Origin of the sequence: Solibacillus isronensis, assembly GCF_900168685.1 — a bacterium.
In the GTDB taxonomy this organism is placed as follows: domain Bacteria; phylum Bacillota; class Bacilli; order Bacillales_A; family Planococcaceae; genus Solibacillus; species Solibacillus isronensis_A.
Genome location: NZ_FVZN01000014.1, coordinates 1070987 through 1086238, shown reverse-complemented (window position 1 = coordinate 1086238; position 15252 = coordinate 1070987). Strand labels below are relative to the sequence as shown.

Below are 15252 nucleotides of genomic sequence, written 5' to 3'. Positions count from 1 at the left end.
GATAACCCCTTTTAATAAAGTAATAATGTTATGTAAAGTCCGATTAATGTGAAGAACAAAATTGGGACCGTCAACACAATACCTGTTTTAAAGTACGTACCCCAAGGAATTTTCACACCTTTTTGTGACAATACATATAACCAAACTAATGTTGCAAGTGATCCAATCGGTGTGATCTTTGGTCCCAAATCAGAACCAATGACATTGGCATAAATAAGCGCTTCCCGTATTGTTCCGCTTGTCGATGTTTCTGCAATCGCCAGTGCGTTCACCATTACTGTCGGCATATTGTTCATAATAGAAGATAAAAACGCCGCAATAAAGCCCATTCCGACTGTTGCAACAAATAGCCCTTGATCTGCTGTCCACTCAATGAAGCTGGCTAATGCCGGAGTTAGTCCAGCATTACCTAAACCATATACGACTACATACATGCCTATAGAGAAAAAGACAATGTTCCACGGTGCACTTTTAATGACTGCTTTCGTATTGACTACTGAACTTTGTTTCGCCATGAACAAGAAAAAAATAGCAATAATACCCGCAACGAGCGACACCGGTATACCGATAAACTCACTTGAGAAATAGCCTCCTACTAAAACTGCCAGTACAACCCAAGACAACTTGAACATCTTCAAATCTTTAATCGCCTTTTTCGGTTCCTTTAGCATCGATTCATCGTACGAACGTGGAATCAATTTATTGAAGTAAACGAGCAGAACAGTAATCGTAGCCACTAAAGAGAAAATGTTCGGGATAACCATCCGTGCTGCATACTCCACAAACCCTATTTGGAAGAAGTCTGCGGATACAATATTAACTAAGTTACTGACAACAAACGGTAAACTTGTCGTATCTGCAATAAAACCGCTCGCCATAATAAACGGGAAAATCATTTTCTCGCTAAACTGTAAATTACGTACCATTGCAAGGACAATAGGCGTTAAAATTAATGCCGCGCCGTCATTCGCAAAAAGTGCTGCAACAACCGCGCCTAGGAGACTGACATAGATAAACATCTTTACTCCACTGCCTTTTGCTGCGCGTGCCATATGAAGTGCTGCCCATTCAAACAGTCCGATTTCATCTAGAACAAGCGAGATCAATATTATTGCCACAAAGGACAATGTGGCATTCCACGTAATATCGACCACTGTACTAACATCGCTAAAATCTACGACACCTGATACTAAAGCAATCACTGCCCCTGCCATTGCCGACCAGCCAATATTCAATCCTTTAGGCTGCCAAATCACTAATATAAGCGTCACGATAAAAATAAGTGCCGCTATAACAAATAAACTCAAAATTTATTCCTCCATACATGTCCCGCCAATTTTACAATTACAAGTCGGCTGCTCTTCAACTGTGGCAAGAATATTATTCATCAATTCTGTTTGTTGTTCATGAATGCGATAATGCTTCCACGTACCGACTTTCCGCTCGGCAATAATGCCCGCCTCTTTTAACTTACGTAAATGTTGGCTGACAGCGGGCTGGGAAATATTCAAAACTTCTGTGAAATCACAAACGCAAACTTCGCCCCTTTTCAAGCACGCCAGGATTTTTAATCGATTTAAATCAGCAACTGCTTTTAACTGTTTTTCCATCAACTCGATTTCCACTTTCCTCTGCCTCCATCACTATATAAGAATATACTTATATTATAGGCAGGATGCTATATAAGCAAGCACTTATTTATAGAATCAATTATATTGCACATATTTTTCAAAAAATAGAATGAATCGGTAGCAAACTATAATATAATTAATTCATTAGTCAAAATAATCTGAAGGTAAAGGGAGAATTATTTATGTCTCAAGCGAAAAGTATTAACTATTATAAGGAATTAACTGATTTGAAAGATGTCGAAGGAATTGAAGCCCAGGTTCAACGTTTACTTGATGTTTCCATTGAATCCATAACTGATCTGGAGAATTGGATTGAGGATGAAAAGAAGTTACGCTTTGAAATTGAAGAAGCGTTGACAGGGCACCTGGTCGACTTTTACCGAAATACAGAAGATCCTGATATTAAATCAACTTACCTTCACGATCAGCAAGTCATTCAGCCTCTGCTAATGAAATACGAGGCAAAGCTAAATGAAAAATGCTGTGAATCACCTTATTTCAAAGAATTAGATGAAAAGCGTTACGGCTTAATGCGACGTTTTAGAGAATCAAAAGTAAAATTGTTTAGAGAAGAAAATATCCCGCTGTTTGTACAGGAACAAGAACTAAGCACAAAGTACAGTGAAATTATGGGCGGACTGACAGTTGAATGGGACGGAGAGGAAAAACCTTTCCCGTTTATCGAATCCAAGCTAGATAATTTGGACAGAAGCGTTCGGGAAAAAGCATATCATTTAATTAGATCCGCCTACCGTCAAATTAAACCTGAAACGGATGCACTCATGGATGAGCTCGTTCAGCTACGCCACCAAATCGCAATCAATGCGGGCTTTGATAATTACCGTGATTATATGTTTGTTGCAAAAAACCGTGAGTACAGTATCGAGGATTGTTATGACTTTCATGAAAATGTTGAAAAGCATATTATTCCTGCTTGGAACAGGCTTGCAGATGTTTTTAAGTCAAAACTTGGTGTCGATACATATCGCCCATGGGATAACACCGCAAAACTGCTGAAAAATCCGCCTTATGATGAAACATCCGCACTTTTGGATGGTGTTGCTGAAATGTTAGGAAAGACTGACCCGTACTTTTCAGACCGTTTGGAGTACATGAGAGCAAATGGATTACTTGATCTTGGAGACCGTAAAGGTAAAAGTCCGGGTGGTTTCTGTGTCCCTTTACCTGTTTCCGGGGATACATTCGTTTTTGCAAACTTTAGTCCTTCCTTTTTCTCGCTCATTGCATTAATTCATGAAATGGGCCATGCAGTGAATGGTTACCTCCAAGCTTCAGAACAAGGTCCTATTGAAGAATTCCAGTGGCGGGCGGAAGTAGCTGAATTGTATTCACACGGAATGGAATTGTTATTATTGGATAAATTTGATCTGTTTTATCCGGAAGAAGAGGAATTTAAAAGCGCGCAACGTGAAGAGTTGAGACGGGCATTTACGATGTTATTCGGGCCATTATCAGGGGACCTTTTCCAGCACTGGATGTATACAAATCCTCAGCATACTGCGCAGGAACGCGATGAAAAGTTCTATGAAATTTCAAAACGTTACGGCTTGAACCCAGTCGATACTACTGGTTTTGAAGAGGAAATTGGCATGAGCTGGATCGGTACGCTGCACTTCATTCAATATCCTTTCTATGATATTGAATACTCGATGTCAATGCTCGGTGCTCTTCAATTACTTGAGAAATATCAAAAGGATCCGCAGCAAGCTGTCGAATTTTATAAAAAAGGTGCTAGTGCGGATTACAATCAATCCATTGCAGCGATTTATAAAGAAACCGGCGTTGATTTTGACTTTTCAGAGTCAACTGTAAAACGAATGGGTGAATTTTTGGAGAAAGTTATTCAGGATATTAATTCATAACCGGTATGAACAACAATCGAGTAGGAGGGAGTGATTAACTCCCGACCTCTCACACCACCGTACGTACGGTTCCGTATACGGCGGTTCAACTAAGATGAATAACGTAAAGTTTCATAACGAACTTGCAGACTTTTCAGCCCTTGGCTCTCCCAATAGGAATTGCCGAGGGTTCTGTGTAATATGGGGCTATTTGAAATGCGCCAGTACCCTTTTCGGGTATTTCCCCATTCATATGCTTTCCCATAAGGTACTTTTAGGCGAATGAGATTTCTGACTCTTGTTCGAGGTTTCTTCCAATTCTTCCACAGACACATACGTAGTCTTCGTTTTATCCAACTATCTAATGTTTTAAAGATAGAGTGTGTATCCGCTAAAGCAAAATATCCACACCATCCTATTAAATATTGGTTTAACTTTTCGATTCGGTATTCCATGGAATATGGCATCTTACGTGAGGTAATTTCTCGTATTTTCTTCTTCATTCGGACGAGACTTGATTTCGCAATGCGAACCTTAGGTTCTTTATGAAATGTGAAACTAAACCCTAAGAATTTGCGTTTCCATGGGCGGTCTACGGCTGATTTCTTTTCATTAACTTTTAAACGAAGTTTTCCTTCGATAAATCGTTGTACGTTCTTCATTACTCGTAATCCTGCACGTTCTGTTCTCACATAAATATTGCAATCATCTGCGTATCGAACAAATTTAAGTCCACGTTTCTCTAATTCTTTATCTAATTCATCTAACACAATGTTTGAAAGTAATGGACTTAAAGGGCCACCTTGTGGTGTTCCTTCTTCTGTACTTGAAACTACTCCATTTATCATGACACCGGCTTGGAGATATTTGCGAATAAGTTTTAATAATGGTTTATCTGAAATTCGTTTCGCTAATGTTGCCATTAAACGGTCATGGTTGACCTTGTCAAAGAATTTCTCTAAGTCCATATCAACGACCCATCGGTGTCCCTCTTTTAGATAGCTTTTCGCTTTTCGGATAGCGTCATGAGCGCTTCGATTTGGGCGAAACCCATAGCTATGATCCGAGAATGTTTGGTCATATTCCTTTGATAAAATCTGCGAGATGGCTTGTTGAATCAAACGGTCTGTTACGGTTGGAATCCCTAATAAACGCACGCCACCGTCTGGTTTCGGGATTTCGGCTCGACGTACTGGTTGCGGTTCATAGGTTCCATCCAAAATCTTCGATTTAATGGTATCCCAATTTTCGAGGATGTGCTGTCGTAAGGTTTGTACGGGCATCATATCTACTCCATGGCTCCCTTTATTCGCTTCAACTCGCTTTAATGCTTGTATCATGTTTTGCCGTTCCAAAATTTGATTCAACATCACCATTTCGTTCCTTTCCGTGAATAGCTGTTCTTCTTTTGCCCAACTGGACTACACCCTCCGCAAATACCCTCGTGGGATTCACCACTACTTTCTAAGCGTGAGGTTTCCTCTGTTTTCTGTGTTCATACATCCAGTTGGAAAGCCAAGGGCTATTCTCTCTTAATCGTTCGGTCCTTCCAAGTAATTCTAGACTTACTTGTACTATGACCTCTGCTGACTTCTGACAGTTCAGCTACTTGTCACCAAGTAGGTTATGAAGGGTACTTCGCATTTCTGTCAGACCTCCCCGGGTAAGCGCATGCACTTTCACACCGTCTATCCGCCTCATTTACTCGATATGACCTTCGACAGAAGGAGCTTTGTTTTGTTCAGCAAACTCGCTCAGCCATACCTAGCCTTATATGAGATTCGTGTTCCTCGGACCGGTGTTTTGCCGCCAGCTTCCTTCAGATTCCGCGTCACCACGGACACCCTTGCTCTTGGCTAACCTCTACTTCTGTCTTCGGGGCTCGGGACTTGCACCCTATAGTTCATGCGCATGCCGGGCACACTGAAAAGAACGAATTCCCTTTACATGGAAATTCGTTCTTCTTTTATTTATAAGCATTTTGTTACCTAATTACTGCCTTTAACTATGTTCTTCACACCGACATATGTTGCATAGAAATACCCGCCATAAATGATGACAAGGATCACTGAACTGATTAGTATGCTTTCATAGTTGAAATGGAACATTCCACTGACCGCCTTGAGTCCGACAATGGAATGAATAACAGCCAGACCTAAAGGGAGTATAAAATAGATGAAACATTGTTTTAATATAGCCCCGTTTATCATTTTATCCGTGACACCGATTTTCTTCAGTGATTTATAGCGTTCCAAGCTGTCACTTGCATCAGATAACTGCTGCAATGCCATAACAGCCGCGCTCGATATAATGAAGATGAGCCCTAAAAACAGGCCAAGGAATATAAATAATGCTGCTTGACCACTTTCCTCCTCTTTAATCTGATCTTCTGTACTTCCGATGACTAATCCCGGATTTATGGTTCTATATTTATCTTCATCAAGGTCATTAAACAGGTTTGAAAATTTCTCTTCTGATTTTTCAATGTAGCGATCTTCATATATTACGTTAAAACTTGTGTATTCTAATTGAAGGTTTCCTGTAAAATTATCAGGAATGATAAGATAAAAGAAGTTACTGCCCTTGTTAATTCTTATATTTTCTTCAATAGGCACATCATTTTTTATTTGTCTGGAACATCGGTGTTTGTATCAGTTATTCTTGGAGGTTTGATTGTATACGCCAATAACTTTTTGATCAAAAAACGGAAAAGAGAACTTGGCTTATACATGACATTTATTTATGCAAAACCTAAAAGTGGCTATTATGTAGTGGATGATCATCAAACATCGGTCCATCAGGAAATTGAGATTGATTTCTTATCTGCTGGTCCGGATAAAAGGATTATGCCGTATGAAGATTTCCAACATTGCATTAACCAGGCAATCGATCATTATAAAGAACAATTATTTACTTATAGTGATCAACAGGGTCTTTTTTCTTTACGTAAGGAGCTTGCGAAGTATTTGCAACATTTACAAGTATTTACGAAACCCGATCGACTGGTCATTACATCCGGTTCACAGCAGGCTCTCCATATTCTTTCAGCCATTCCGTTTCCAAACGGGAAAAAGAATGTATTAATTGAGCAGCCTACATATTTTGGGATGATTGATGCTTTACAGGTAAACGGGATTACAACTTTCGGAATAGAAGTGACGATGGAAGGTATCGATTTTGAAAAACTGGAGAAGTTATTTCACACCGCTAACATTAAATTCTTTTACATCATTCCAAGATGCCACAATCCATTAGGACATCACTACACTAATGCGGAAAAGAAAAAAATCGTTGCTCTAGCAGAAAAATACGATGTATATATCGTAGAAGATGATTTCTTGGCAGAACTTGATACAGATTTAAAGTCCGATCCTTTGTTTGCATATGAACCTAATGAAAGAGTCATTTATGTTAAGAGCTTTTCCAAAGTATTTTTGCCGGGACTGCGAATCGCAACAGTGGTTCTTCCTAAAAAAATGATTTCTTCTTTTGTGCTCAATAAATTCAGTGCAGATTTTAATACATCGCCGCTTTCGCAGGGGGCTTTGGAAATTTATTTAAAAAACGGGATGTTTCAATACCATTTAGAAAAGGTGAAAAAATTATATTCTACTAAAATGAATCTACTATTAGAGGCTTGTTCATTGTATTTACCTAAATATGTACAATTTACAAAGCCCGAAAGCGGTTTTTATCTCACCATCTTCCTGCCTTCCGGTATTGATGTCGATAAATTGATATACATGCTGCATGAAAAACATATTTATGTAGATAATGCTTCGAGAATGTTCTTAAGCGAAAACAGACAGAAAGCAATTCGCCTAAGTATTTCACAAGTAGATGAAAACAAAATCCATCTCGGTATTCAGCAATTAGCCTCTCTGATAATCGACCTGTATGAAAGACGGAATTATAATCCGCTCTCGTTTAAAGCGTATCTTTAAATTCAATAACACTGTTCAAAATAAAAATGCCCGGTTCAATTTAGAACCGAGCATTTCCTAAATGAATTTATTTTACTTCTTCCACTTGATCAGCACTTGCTTTCACGCGGTCAAAGCCTACTTTAATCGCATTCACATATTCTTTAATCACTTTCCGAGCAAGCTCTGACTGAGGATTCAATGATTCAAAACCATGGTATGCACCAGGATATAAGTGGAATTCCACATCAACACCTGCCTGTGCCAGTTTAGATACATACGTAATTGTTTCGTCACGGAAAGGATCCAATTGACCAACACATGTATACGTATATGGAAGATTACGATAATCCTCTGCTCTTGCCGGTGCAGCATAAATCGGTACTTCATCATGTCCGTGCAACTCGCCTAAATAGCATTTCCAGCCAAAATCATTCGTTTTTTGGTTCCAAATCATGCCTTCCGTGATTTCGTTCGCAGAAGGTGTATCGTTGCTGTCATTAATCATCGGATAAAGCGGCATTTGGAAACAAATTGAAGGATACTCACGGTCACGCGCCAGCAATGTTAAACCAGCTGTCAAACCACCGCCGGCACTTTGTCCAGCTACGCCAATCCGGTTCTTGTCGATTTGCAGTTCTGCTGCATTGTCCGCAATCCATGTAAGCGCACTGTAGCAATCTTCAAGCGGTGCAGGATACGGATATTCCGGTGCTAAACGGTAATCAACGGAAACGACTACACAGTTAGCAGTTTCTACAACTTGTACACAAAGATGATCATTATCGTCAATGCTGCCTAATACATACCCCCCGCCATGAATCCACAGTAAAACCGGTAATTCTTGATCTTGATGGGCTGGTTTATAAATACGTACGCGAATTTCATTATCATCAATGCCAGTAATTGTTTTATTAATAATATCCACTGTTTCAGTGCTCGTTAAAGGCTGTACTGCTTGTGCCATACCTTCACGCATTGCTTCCAAGTGTTCTACTTTAAAATCAAAGTCAGTAAATGATTCTAACCCGGCTAAAAATTCTGGATTTACTCGTTTGATCATCTTCATTCCTCCATGTCACAAAAATTAAACTCACCCTACTAATCTATTCATTCACTTGAATGTTTAGAACATAATCAAAAATACTTCCGGAAATGTAATATGTACTTAATAACTCATAATGGTTTTTTTGATTACTCTTCGAAACCCTACTTTCAGTTACCTGTCAGATGGTAAGCGATATAGGAATAGTCATATACTGTATTTTAAAATACAGAAAGAAAAACGAGGTGATTTTATTTTAGAAAAACTCAGGAAAATTAATATGAGAACTGCTTTATTTATGGGTATTATTTTTTACTCTTTGACTATCTTAATCCAATTTCTTATTATAAACAAAATTATTCCATTCACATGGGTTAATGGGGGAAGGTCTGAAACATTAGCTGAACAGCTACCAATATCTTTTATAAATATCGGTATTTCTATTATTGGAGTAGTTTTTATGTTGATTGCTAGTAGATTTAAACTAGATAAATACAAAAGAGGAATAACCGTTATATATTGGTTTTTTGTTGTACTTTGGTCTTTTGGATTTATACAACAATTGTTTGGAACACCTTTTGAAAAAATGGTTTGTTCGGTAGTATTGCTTATCGGAGTTATCTCGAACTTGCGTATGGCGATTGAAAAAAACAAAAAGGGCCGTTAGTTCAATCAGGCTAATAGGACCTTACGCTAAAAAGCGCTCAAATTCTTGAGCGCCACATTGAATAACCTGTTATGCAAAACAGATATATTTTTTTGACAAATTAGAATTCTTTGCCCGATTGTTGAAGGTTGATTATTAAACCGCACTTATTTATGATAAGGTACTCCATAATGAAACTAAGCGCGGTTTTATTATCATTCAAATCTTACATCATTTGAATATTGTTTCATCTTTTCCCAATTTAAAATTTGAAGCGTATCACCATTTCGAATAATGGCTTCTTCTTCACTCCATTTTTTCAATATACGATTTAAATGTCTTTTTGTTGTGCCAATCAATGAAGCCACTTCATCTATACTGATACTTATAAAAAATAGCCAATCAACTTGGTGCTGGATATTTCTATATTTTTCTGTGTCCTTGTATAACTACATTATTTCCTCATATGCATCGATAATGAACTGGATTTCTCTTGTAACTTTCAAATCTTTCACACCATCCATTGCATATAAAATATCGCGTTTGGCGTTTTCTTTGTCCCCTAGTTTGAAATAACATAATGCCCTTACAGCAAACGCCATATACATCATGGACAAATCAAGCGGGTGCTGATTGTATTCTATTATTTCGATACCTTTTAAAGTTTGCAATGCTTCTTCATAACGCTCAAGCATGTAGTAGGCATAGCCATATTGGCCACTAAAGAAAATATCTGCGTTGTATGAATAGCCTTCTAAAACAAAATTATTTTCAAATCGGGTCGAAACCGTTTTCTCGTAATCTTTTTCGATTTGATTTGTATAAAGAAGCGTTACAAGCTGCTCCATGAGCGTTTCATTCGGGTCTTCCATAATTTCTGCAAATGCCCGGATTTTCTTTAAATAATATGCAGCCTTTTCCCCTTCTTCTTTTGAACAGTGAATGAAAAACAAAAAGCGGTAAAAATCATTTAACCGATAAACGATTTTCTTTTCTTTTGCTAATTTTAATGCTCTTTCCAAGTAATTCTCCATTTGCAGATCATCATTCAGCGCTGCATACGAAACCGTAATATTATAGTATAAATCGAGTTTTTCAAGGTCGTCTATCAAATCACCGTATTTCTCGATGTACTTTTCCCCTTCATGTAAATAACGTAGACCTTCCACATAATTATTTTCCAGAAACTTAATGTTCCCCATACGGGCATAAATCTTCAATATTTTTGAGTAGCCATGTACTTGCTCATACATTTTGATTAACTTGGCAAAAGGTTTTTCAGATAAATCCATTTTCGCAAAGTAGCGCATTGTTAAATACACTTCATAAATGCGTACTTCCTCAAAAGTTGCCCCTTTAAGACTGCCGTTTTTATAAAATGGATGGATGAGATTATACAGTTCGAGAACTTTTTCGTTTATTTTTTTATCATCATGCTCCTTATTAAGAGCTAAACGTTTTATTTCAACATCCCGGTATAATTCTTTCATTTGCTGATGATTTTCAGTTTGCATGAGCTCTGATACATCTATATCGAGCTGTTTTGCAATATGCTGAAGGCTTTCCATAGATGGCTGTGCCTTCCCGTTTTCAATCAGACTGAGCATCCCTTTTGTAATTCGGTCCCCCGCTACTTGGGCAAGCGTCATTTTACGCTCTTTTCTTAGTTCTTTTATTTTGGCACCAATATTTAACACGTCGTCACCTCATTAAATACAGTTTACCAAAAATCATATAAAAGGCGAATATTTTAACCTGATTAAATAATTTAATAAAATACCGCATTAATTCCCTTAATTAATTTTAATTAAATTAAACTTTTGTATTGCATTTTAAAACACCCCGCCATATAATAAGTTTAATTAAATTAAACAAAGGGGTTTTGTTTATGAATGAACAGCAGAAATTAAAAAAAGCAACGTATCATTTATACACGTTTCTAATAAGCAAAATGATTGGTGCGCTTGGATCACATGTTTACAGCTTTGGAATCAGTATGTATATTTTATCGATGACAGGCTCTTCGCTTAGCTTTGCGACAAATATTATTTTAAGCTACTTGCCGCGAACAATTATGTCACCGATAGCAGGTCTCTTAGGGGATCGTTTACCAAGAAAGTGGCTTGTTCTCAGCGGGCAGGCAGGAGTTATCCTGACAGTAGGCAGCTTATTGCTTTACACGCATGAATTTGGATTATCTTTAATCGCCATATATATCGCAACAGTGTTCAATAGTATTTTCAGTACATTTTCAGGTGTGGCATTTTCCGCTTCGATTGCCAATCTTGTCGATGAAGCTCGACTTCAAAAGGCAATGAGCTTTAATCAATTGTCCTATTCTATTTCAGGAATTGGCGGACCGATTTTCGGCGGGATGTTATTTGGTTTTGTATCGATGGAAATGTTCCTTATAATCTTCATCTGCGCTGCTGTAATAACACTTATGTTGGAATCTACGATGAATTTTGTTCTTTATAAGAAAGAAACAGTTAATGAGAATGCTGAAAAAGAATCGATGTTTGAAAGTTTCAAAGCCGGCTTTCGTTATGTCAATTCAAAACCGATTATAAAAGCAATTTTATGGACTGCACTTTGGATAAACTTATTTTTCACAGCAATCAATGTTGGCGGTGATTATATATTATTGACGATTTTGGAGTTAGATCCAAAATACATCGGATTTACAGAGGCTGGTGGTGCAATCGGGGTTTTAATTACATCTGTTTATTTTGCATCAAGAGCAAACGTCAAATTTCCTTTACTTACAGTTAAACGATCCGTGTTTGGCTCTTCTGTTGTTGTCATTTTATCGGCACTGCCGCTCATGATAACATTTTCTGCAATGATGAATTTCGTCTATTATTTAATCATTATGTTTTTATTCGGAGTATTGGGTGTTATTACAAATACCCCTCTTGGCGTATTGATGCAAACTTCCATTGAAGAAGAATACAGGGGTCGTGTTTTTGGGATAATCGAAATGATGGCAATGAGTGCTATGCCTGTCGGGACACTAGTTTTTGGGATTTTATATGAATTCATTCCGGCACAATATATTTTAATCGTAAGCGGGCTGATTTTAATTGGTATTGTACTATTATTACTTCGCCCTTCAATATTAGAAATGGCTCATCCTGAACTTAAAAACGTTAAGCTAGAAGCAGAACCAGTAACTGAATAATTTGTTATCTCTCGAATTAGAGCTAATATTCTATGTTAGCTCTTTTTTTATTTCATTAAAGCCTATATAAGTTTGATATACTGGCAAAGTTTCTGTACAATTTATATTGTAATAATTTTCATATTAGAGAGGCTGATATTTTATTGAATTTCCACAACTATTATTTTGTTCCAGAAGGTAAATATCTAGAATTTCAGCAGCTTCTGTCAAATAACCCGTCACTTAACGTCCAATTAGAAGATTATAATCAAGGTTATAATTTTTATTATCAATTTGTTTATAATCTGTATACATATTTAACTACGGATGATTTCGAATTAATAATGGATGATAACATTCGTTTTTACTATCCTTTTCAGTCGTATCTTCATGAAATAATCATTAAGCAATATGAGCTACAGAGATTTAAAATGAGAAAAAGCAATGATCCTTTAATTTGTTTACTATTTTCTATTCTTCTAAAAAATAAATTAAAGCAGACAATACAAAAATTTGTTGAGGAAACCGGTTTCGAATCGGAATTGCCGTTAGAGTTGATAAACTTTTACGACAACAATCTCATTACATCCCCATCCAGTCAGACCATCAATCATATTCATATTCAGTTTCTTCAACGATTAAAAGAACAAGTTTTTGTCGGCACTTACTTCAGTCAGTTGATAACAGATACTATTGATCGTACAAATCGGTATTATTTAATACATCAAAAGGAGTTTTAATATGCATACTCGTTCCGATACATCATTACAACATAGTTTGAACAATGATTTGCGATTGATCGAACGCTCGTTAACACTGAGCTTAAAGCAATTTAAAAGTTTTTATGCCAACAAACAGTTTGATGAAGCATTTGAGCAGCTTCAATTTATATTGGCAGTCATTGAAAGATCTAACAACCCGAAACATGTGACAGAAGCGCTGGTTTGCTGTGTTAATTTTGCTTCCATCGTTTCTTCCATTCCACAAAACGATATGCTGATCAACTCAATCATTCACACAATTGATACAGATTCTTTTCCTCAAAATTTATCTATGTGCCACTATTTATTAAGCATCCATGCACTTGAAAACAATAAAAATCTGGAAGCGGTTCAATATGCAAAAAGTGCATACTTTTATGCTTTGGAAATGAAAGAGGATCGATTATTTTATGAATGTAATGCCCAGTTACAGCTCGTTACCGCTCTATTGGAAACCGGGAGTTTTGAAGAAGCTAAGAAATATATTGACCAGTTCAACTGGTATATTGAACATTGTAAAAACGATGCGGAAGTTGTTTTTGTCCATTCTATTCAGGCAAGTACAAACTTCTTAAAGCAAAATTACGAAATGGCCGTTTTTGCAATGTCTTCGTTATTAAAAAGATTTAATGAATCGAACGAAATTATGTATACTTCTTTTTTAGCACGGCATTTTTATCGTATTATCAAGAAACATCCTGAGGCGAACTTACTATATAGCGATTTACTGACATTTTGCGAGCAAATAATCGAACGCCATAAGTCATATATTCCCGCTGAACTGAATATGACTCAAAATGTTTTGATTTATAACTCTAGGCAGTTTTATCAGCTTGCCAACACTTTTTTTAAAGAGCATCTTAAAGAAAATAACCTTATTTCAATGTATAAATTAGAGCTTAAAAGTCATATGAATTTCAGGAAATTATTTAATTTGATTGACAGTGAATCTGCCAACAATCAGCTCATTATAAACCCTTACAGTGAACAGAAGTTTTTACTGATCACAACAGAAAAATATAAAAATGTACTGACGAATAATAGGCACTTTAAAAATAGTGTAATTTATATCGGTTCTGCAGAAAATACCGAACAAAGAAGTTTTTACGAACTATATAGTGAACTGAATTTATCAATCGTCGATCATAAATAAAGCCGCTTCAATTAAAACGCTGTCTAGCAATAAACTAGACAGCGTTTTGACGTTACATACAAATCGATTATTCGATTAGCGTGATTCTTTCGGTGGCTGGCACACTTCGCATTTTTGCTGCTTGTTTTCTTTGAACTTTTTCCAAGGTTTTTGGAATGTGTTCCCACAAGCACATTGAAAGTCTAATTTTTGTGAAAAACCTTTAAATTCTGTTGATAATAATTTTGTATCTGTATTCTTTTCTACATATTCGCCAATCGAATGGATTGTCCATTTTTTTGACATTAACTACACCTCCACAAGCTATTTATTATAGCACGAAAGTTTATTATTTCCTTAATTAAATAACCAATCTACCACAAAATCGAAACCTTGAAACGCAAAATAAAGTAAAAGGACACCAACAACGATAAATCCTAAGCAGCCAAATAATCCGGAAAACATAAATAGTTTAATATTCGGTCCTTTCCGATTGCCCCACTCCTCTTTTTTATCGCTCGTGACAGAGTTGACAGTATGGCAATTCGGGCACTCCTTAATATATGTTCTTTTCTGTTGTTTTTTCCCGTTCAATATTTGTATTTGCGATGAAAAACTATCTGTAGAAAAATCTATTGTCATTCGTTCATGACAATTTCTACATTCAATTTCTACCTTTTTGCCATCCATGACTAACCAACTCCTTTTATTTCGTTACTAAACGCAGTGAAACCTGTAATGAAAATTTTTCAAGCGTATATACATAATGTAAGGGATCTGCCTAAGAATAGGAGGAATGCAATTGAAAAATGATATGGATGCTACATCGTCTTTGGAAGTAATCTCCGCCAGGCTTGCATATGCAGGCGCTGCAGTTACGACGATTGGCGATGTACTGTCTATGATTTCTGCCGGTATTGCGCTAAAGCTGATTGAGGAACAAAACGGCCAGCAAACATCCAATGGTAACGGTAATGAATCTAATTTTAAGCAAATGTAAAATGAAATTGATAAATTAATTCGCGAACTTCGGCAAATAAGAAAAATGATGGGTACACCCTAATCACGATTAAACAAATACTTTCTTGAATC

The 15252-nt window shown here is 36.8% G+C and carries 16 protein-coding genes; 7 read left to right on the top strand and 9 right to left on the bottom strand.

What is annotated here, in order from left to right:
- Positions 1 to 11 precede the first annotated feature (11 nt).
- Entirely contained in the window at positions 12 to 1307 is a 1296-nt protein-coding gene (locus tag B5473_RS13900; protein WP_079526144.1) for an arsenic transporter, read from the bottom strand.
- 3 nt (positions 1308 to 1310) lie between these two features.
- Positions 1311 to 1625: an ArsR/SmtB family transcription factor gene (locus B5473_RS13895; RefSeq protein ID WP_079526142.1), complete on the bottom strand. Its 315-nt coding sequence runs from the start codon at positions 1623 to 1625 to the stop codon at positions 1311 to 1313.
- A gap of 188 nt (positions 1626 to 1813) precedes the next feature.
- Here B5473_RS13895 and B5473_RS13890 point away from each other — a divergent pair, with 188 nt between their 5' ends.
- Complete coding sequence (locus B5473_RS13890; RefSeq protein ID WP_079526140.1) at positions 1814 to 3514, top strand: M3 family oligoendopeptidase; 1701 nt, start codon at positions 1814 to 1816, stop codon at positions 3512 to 3514.
- A gap of 89 nt (positions 3515 to 3603) precedes the next feature.
- Here the strand turns inward: B5473_RS13890 and ltrA are convergent, their stop codons facing one another.
- Together ltrA and B5473_RS13875 are read right to left on the bottom strand one after the other, a co-directional pair.
- On the bottom strand, positions 3604 to 4866 hold the full coding sequence (gene ltrA, locus B5473_RS13885) for a group II intron reverse transcriptase/maturase (RefSeq protein ID WP_079526138.1): 1263 nt from the start codon (positions 4864 to 4866) through the stop codon (positions 3604 to 3606).
- 615 nt (positions 4867 to 5481) lie between these two features.
- A complete protein-coding gene (locus tag B5473_RS13875; protein ID WP_254865320.1) occupies positions 5482 to 6108 on the bottom strand; it encodes an FtsX-like permease family protein in 627 nt (208 codons plus the stop codon).
- 114 nt (positions 6109 to 6222) lie between these two features.
- On the opposite strand from B5473_RS13875, the gene B5473_RS13870 reads away from it, so the two are divergent.
- Positions 6223 to 7437, top strand: coding sequence for an aminotransferase-like domain-containing protein (locus B5473_RS13870; RefSeq protein ID WP_254865395.1), 1215 nt, complete (start codon positions 6223 to 6225; stop codon positions 7435 to 7437).
- Positions 7438 to 7504: 67 nt separating this feature from the next.
- Here B5473_RS13870 and B5473_RS13865 read toward each other — a convergent pair whose 3' ends face one another.
- Positions 7505 to 8479, bottom strand: a complete 975-nt coding sequence (locus B5473_RS13865; protein ID WP_079526136.1) for an alpha/beta hydrolase — start codon at positions 8477 to 8479, stop codon at positions 7505 to 7507.
- A gap of 118 nt (positions 8480 to 8597) precedes the next feature.
- Between B5473_RS13865 and B5473_RS13860 the strand changes: the two genes are divergently transcribed.
- Positions 8598 to 9128 (top strand): hypothetical protein, encoded by a 531-nt coding sequence (locus tag B5473_RS13860; protein WP_176142078.1) that lies wholly within the window; start codon positions 8598 to 8600, stop codon positions 9126 to 9128.
- A gap of 194 nt (positions 9129 to 9322) precedes the next feature.
- Here the strand turns inward: B5473_RS13860 and B5473_RS13855 are convergent, their stop codons facing one another.
- On the bottom strand, positions 9323 to 9490 hold the full coding sequence (locus B5473_RS13855; RefSeq protein ID WP_368483389.1) for a helix-turn-helix domain-containing protein: 168 nt from the start codon (positions 9488 to 9490) through the stop codon (positions 9323 to 9325).
- A gap of 66 nt (positions 9491 to 9556) precedes the next feature.
- The gene (locus B5473_RS13850; RefSeq protein ID WP_079526130.1) at positions 9557 to 10804 is read right to left on the bottom strand and encodes a helix-turn-helix domain-containing protein; all 1248 of its coding nucleotides are present in this window, start codon (positions 10802 to 10804) and stop codon (positions 9557 to 9559) included.
- 191 nt (positions 10805 to 10995) lie between these two features.
- Here B5473_RS13850 and B5473_RS13845 point away from each other — a divergent pair, with 191 nt between their 5' ends.
- The 3 genes from B5473_RS13845 to B5473_RS13835 all read left to right on the top strand — a co-directional run bounded on the left by B5473_RS13845 (position 10996) and on the right by B5473_RS13835 (position 14181).
- Positions 10996 to 12288 (top strand): MFS transporter, encoded by a 1293-nt coding sequence (locus B5473_RS13845; RefSeq protein ID WP_079526128.1) that lies wholly within the window; start codon positions 10996 to 10998, stop codon positions 12286 to 12288.
- 533 nt (positions 12289 to 12821) lie between these two features.
- Positions 12822 to 13007 carry a hypothetical protein gene (locus tag B5473_RS20505; RefSeq protein ID WP_139377740.1) on the top strand — a complete coding sequence of 62 codons (186 nt, stop codon included), beginning with the start codon at positions 12822 to 12824 and terminating at the stop codon, positions 13005 to 13007.
- A gap of 1 nt (position 13008) precedes the next feature.
- Entirely contained in the window at positions 13009 to 14181 is a 1173-nt protein-coding gene (locus B5473_RS13835; protein WP_079526126.1) for a hypothetical protein, read from the top strand.
- 75 nt (positions 14182 to 14256) lie between these two features.
- On the opposite strand, the gene B5473_RS13830 is transcribed toward B5473_RS13835, so the two are convergent.
- Positions 14257 to 14466, bottom strand: a complete 210-nt coding sequence (locus B5473_RS13830) for a hypothetical protein (protein WP_079526124.1) — start codon at positions 14464 to 14466, stop codon at positions 14257 to 14259.
- A gap of 51 nt (positions 14467 to 14517) precedes the next feature.
- On the bottom strand, positions 14518 to 14850 hold the full coding sequence (locus tag B5473_RS13825; protein WP_079526122.1) for a redox protein: 333 nt from the start codon (positions 14848 to 14850) through the stop codon (positions 14518 to 14520).
- A gap of 124 nt (positions 14851 to 14974) precedes the next feature.
- On the opposite strand from B5473_RS13825, the gene B5473_RS13820 reads away from it, so the two are divergent.
- Entirely contained in the window at positions 14975 to 15160 is a 186-nt protein-coding gene (locus B5473_RS13820) for a hypothetical protein (protein ID WP_254865318.1), read from the top strand.
- The last annotated feature ends 92 nt before the right edge of the window (positions 15161 to 15252 follow it).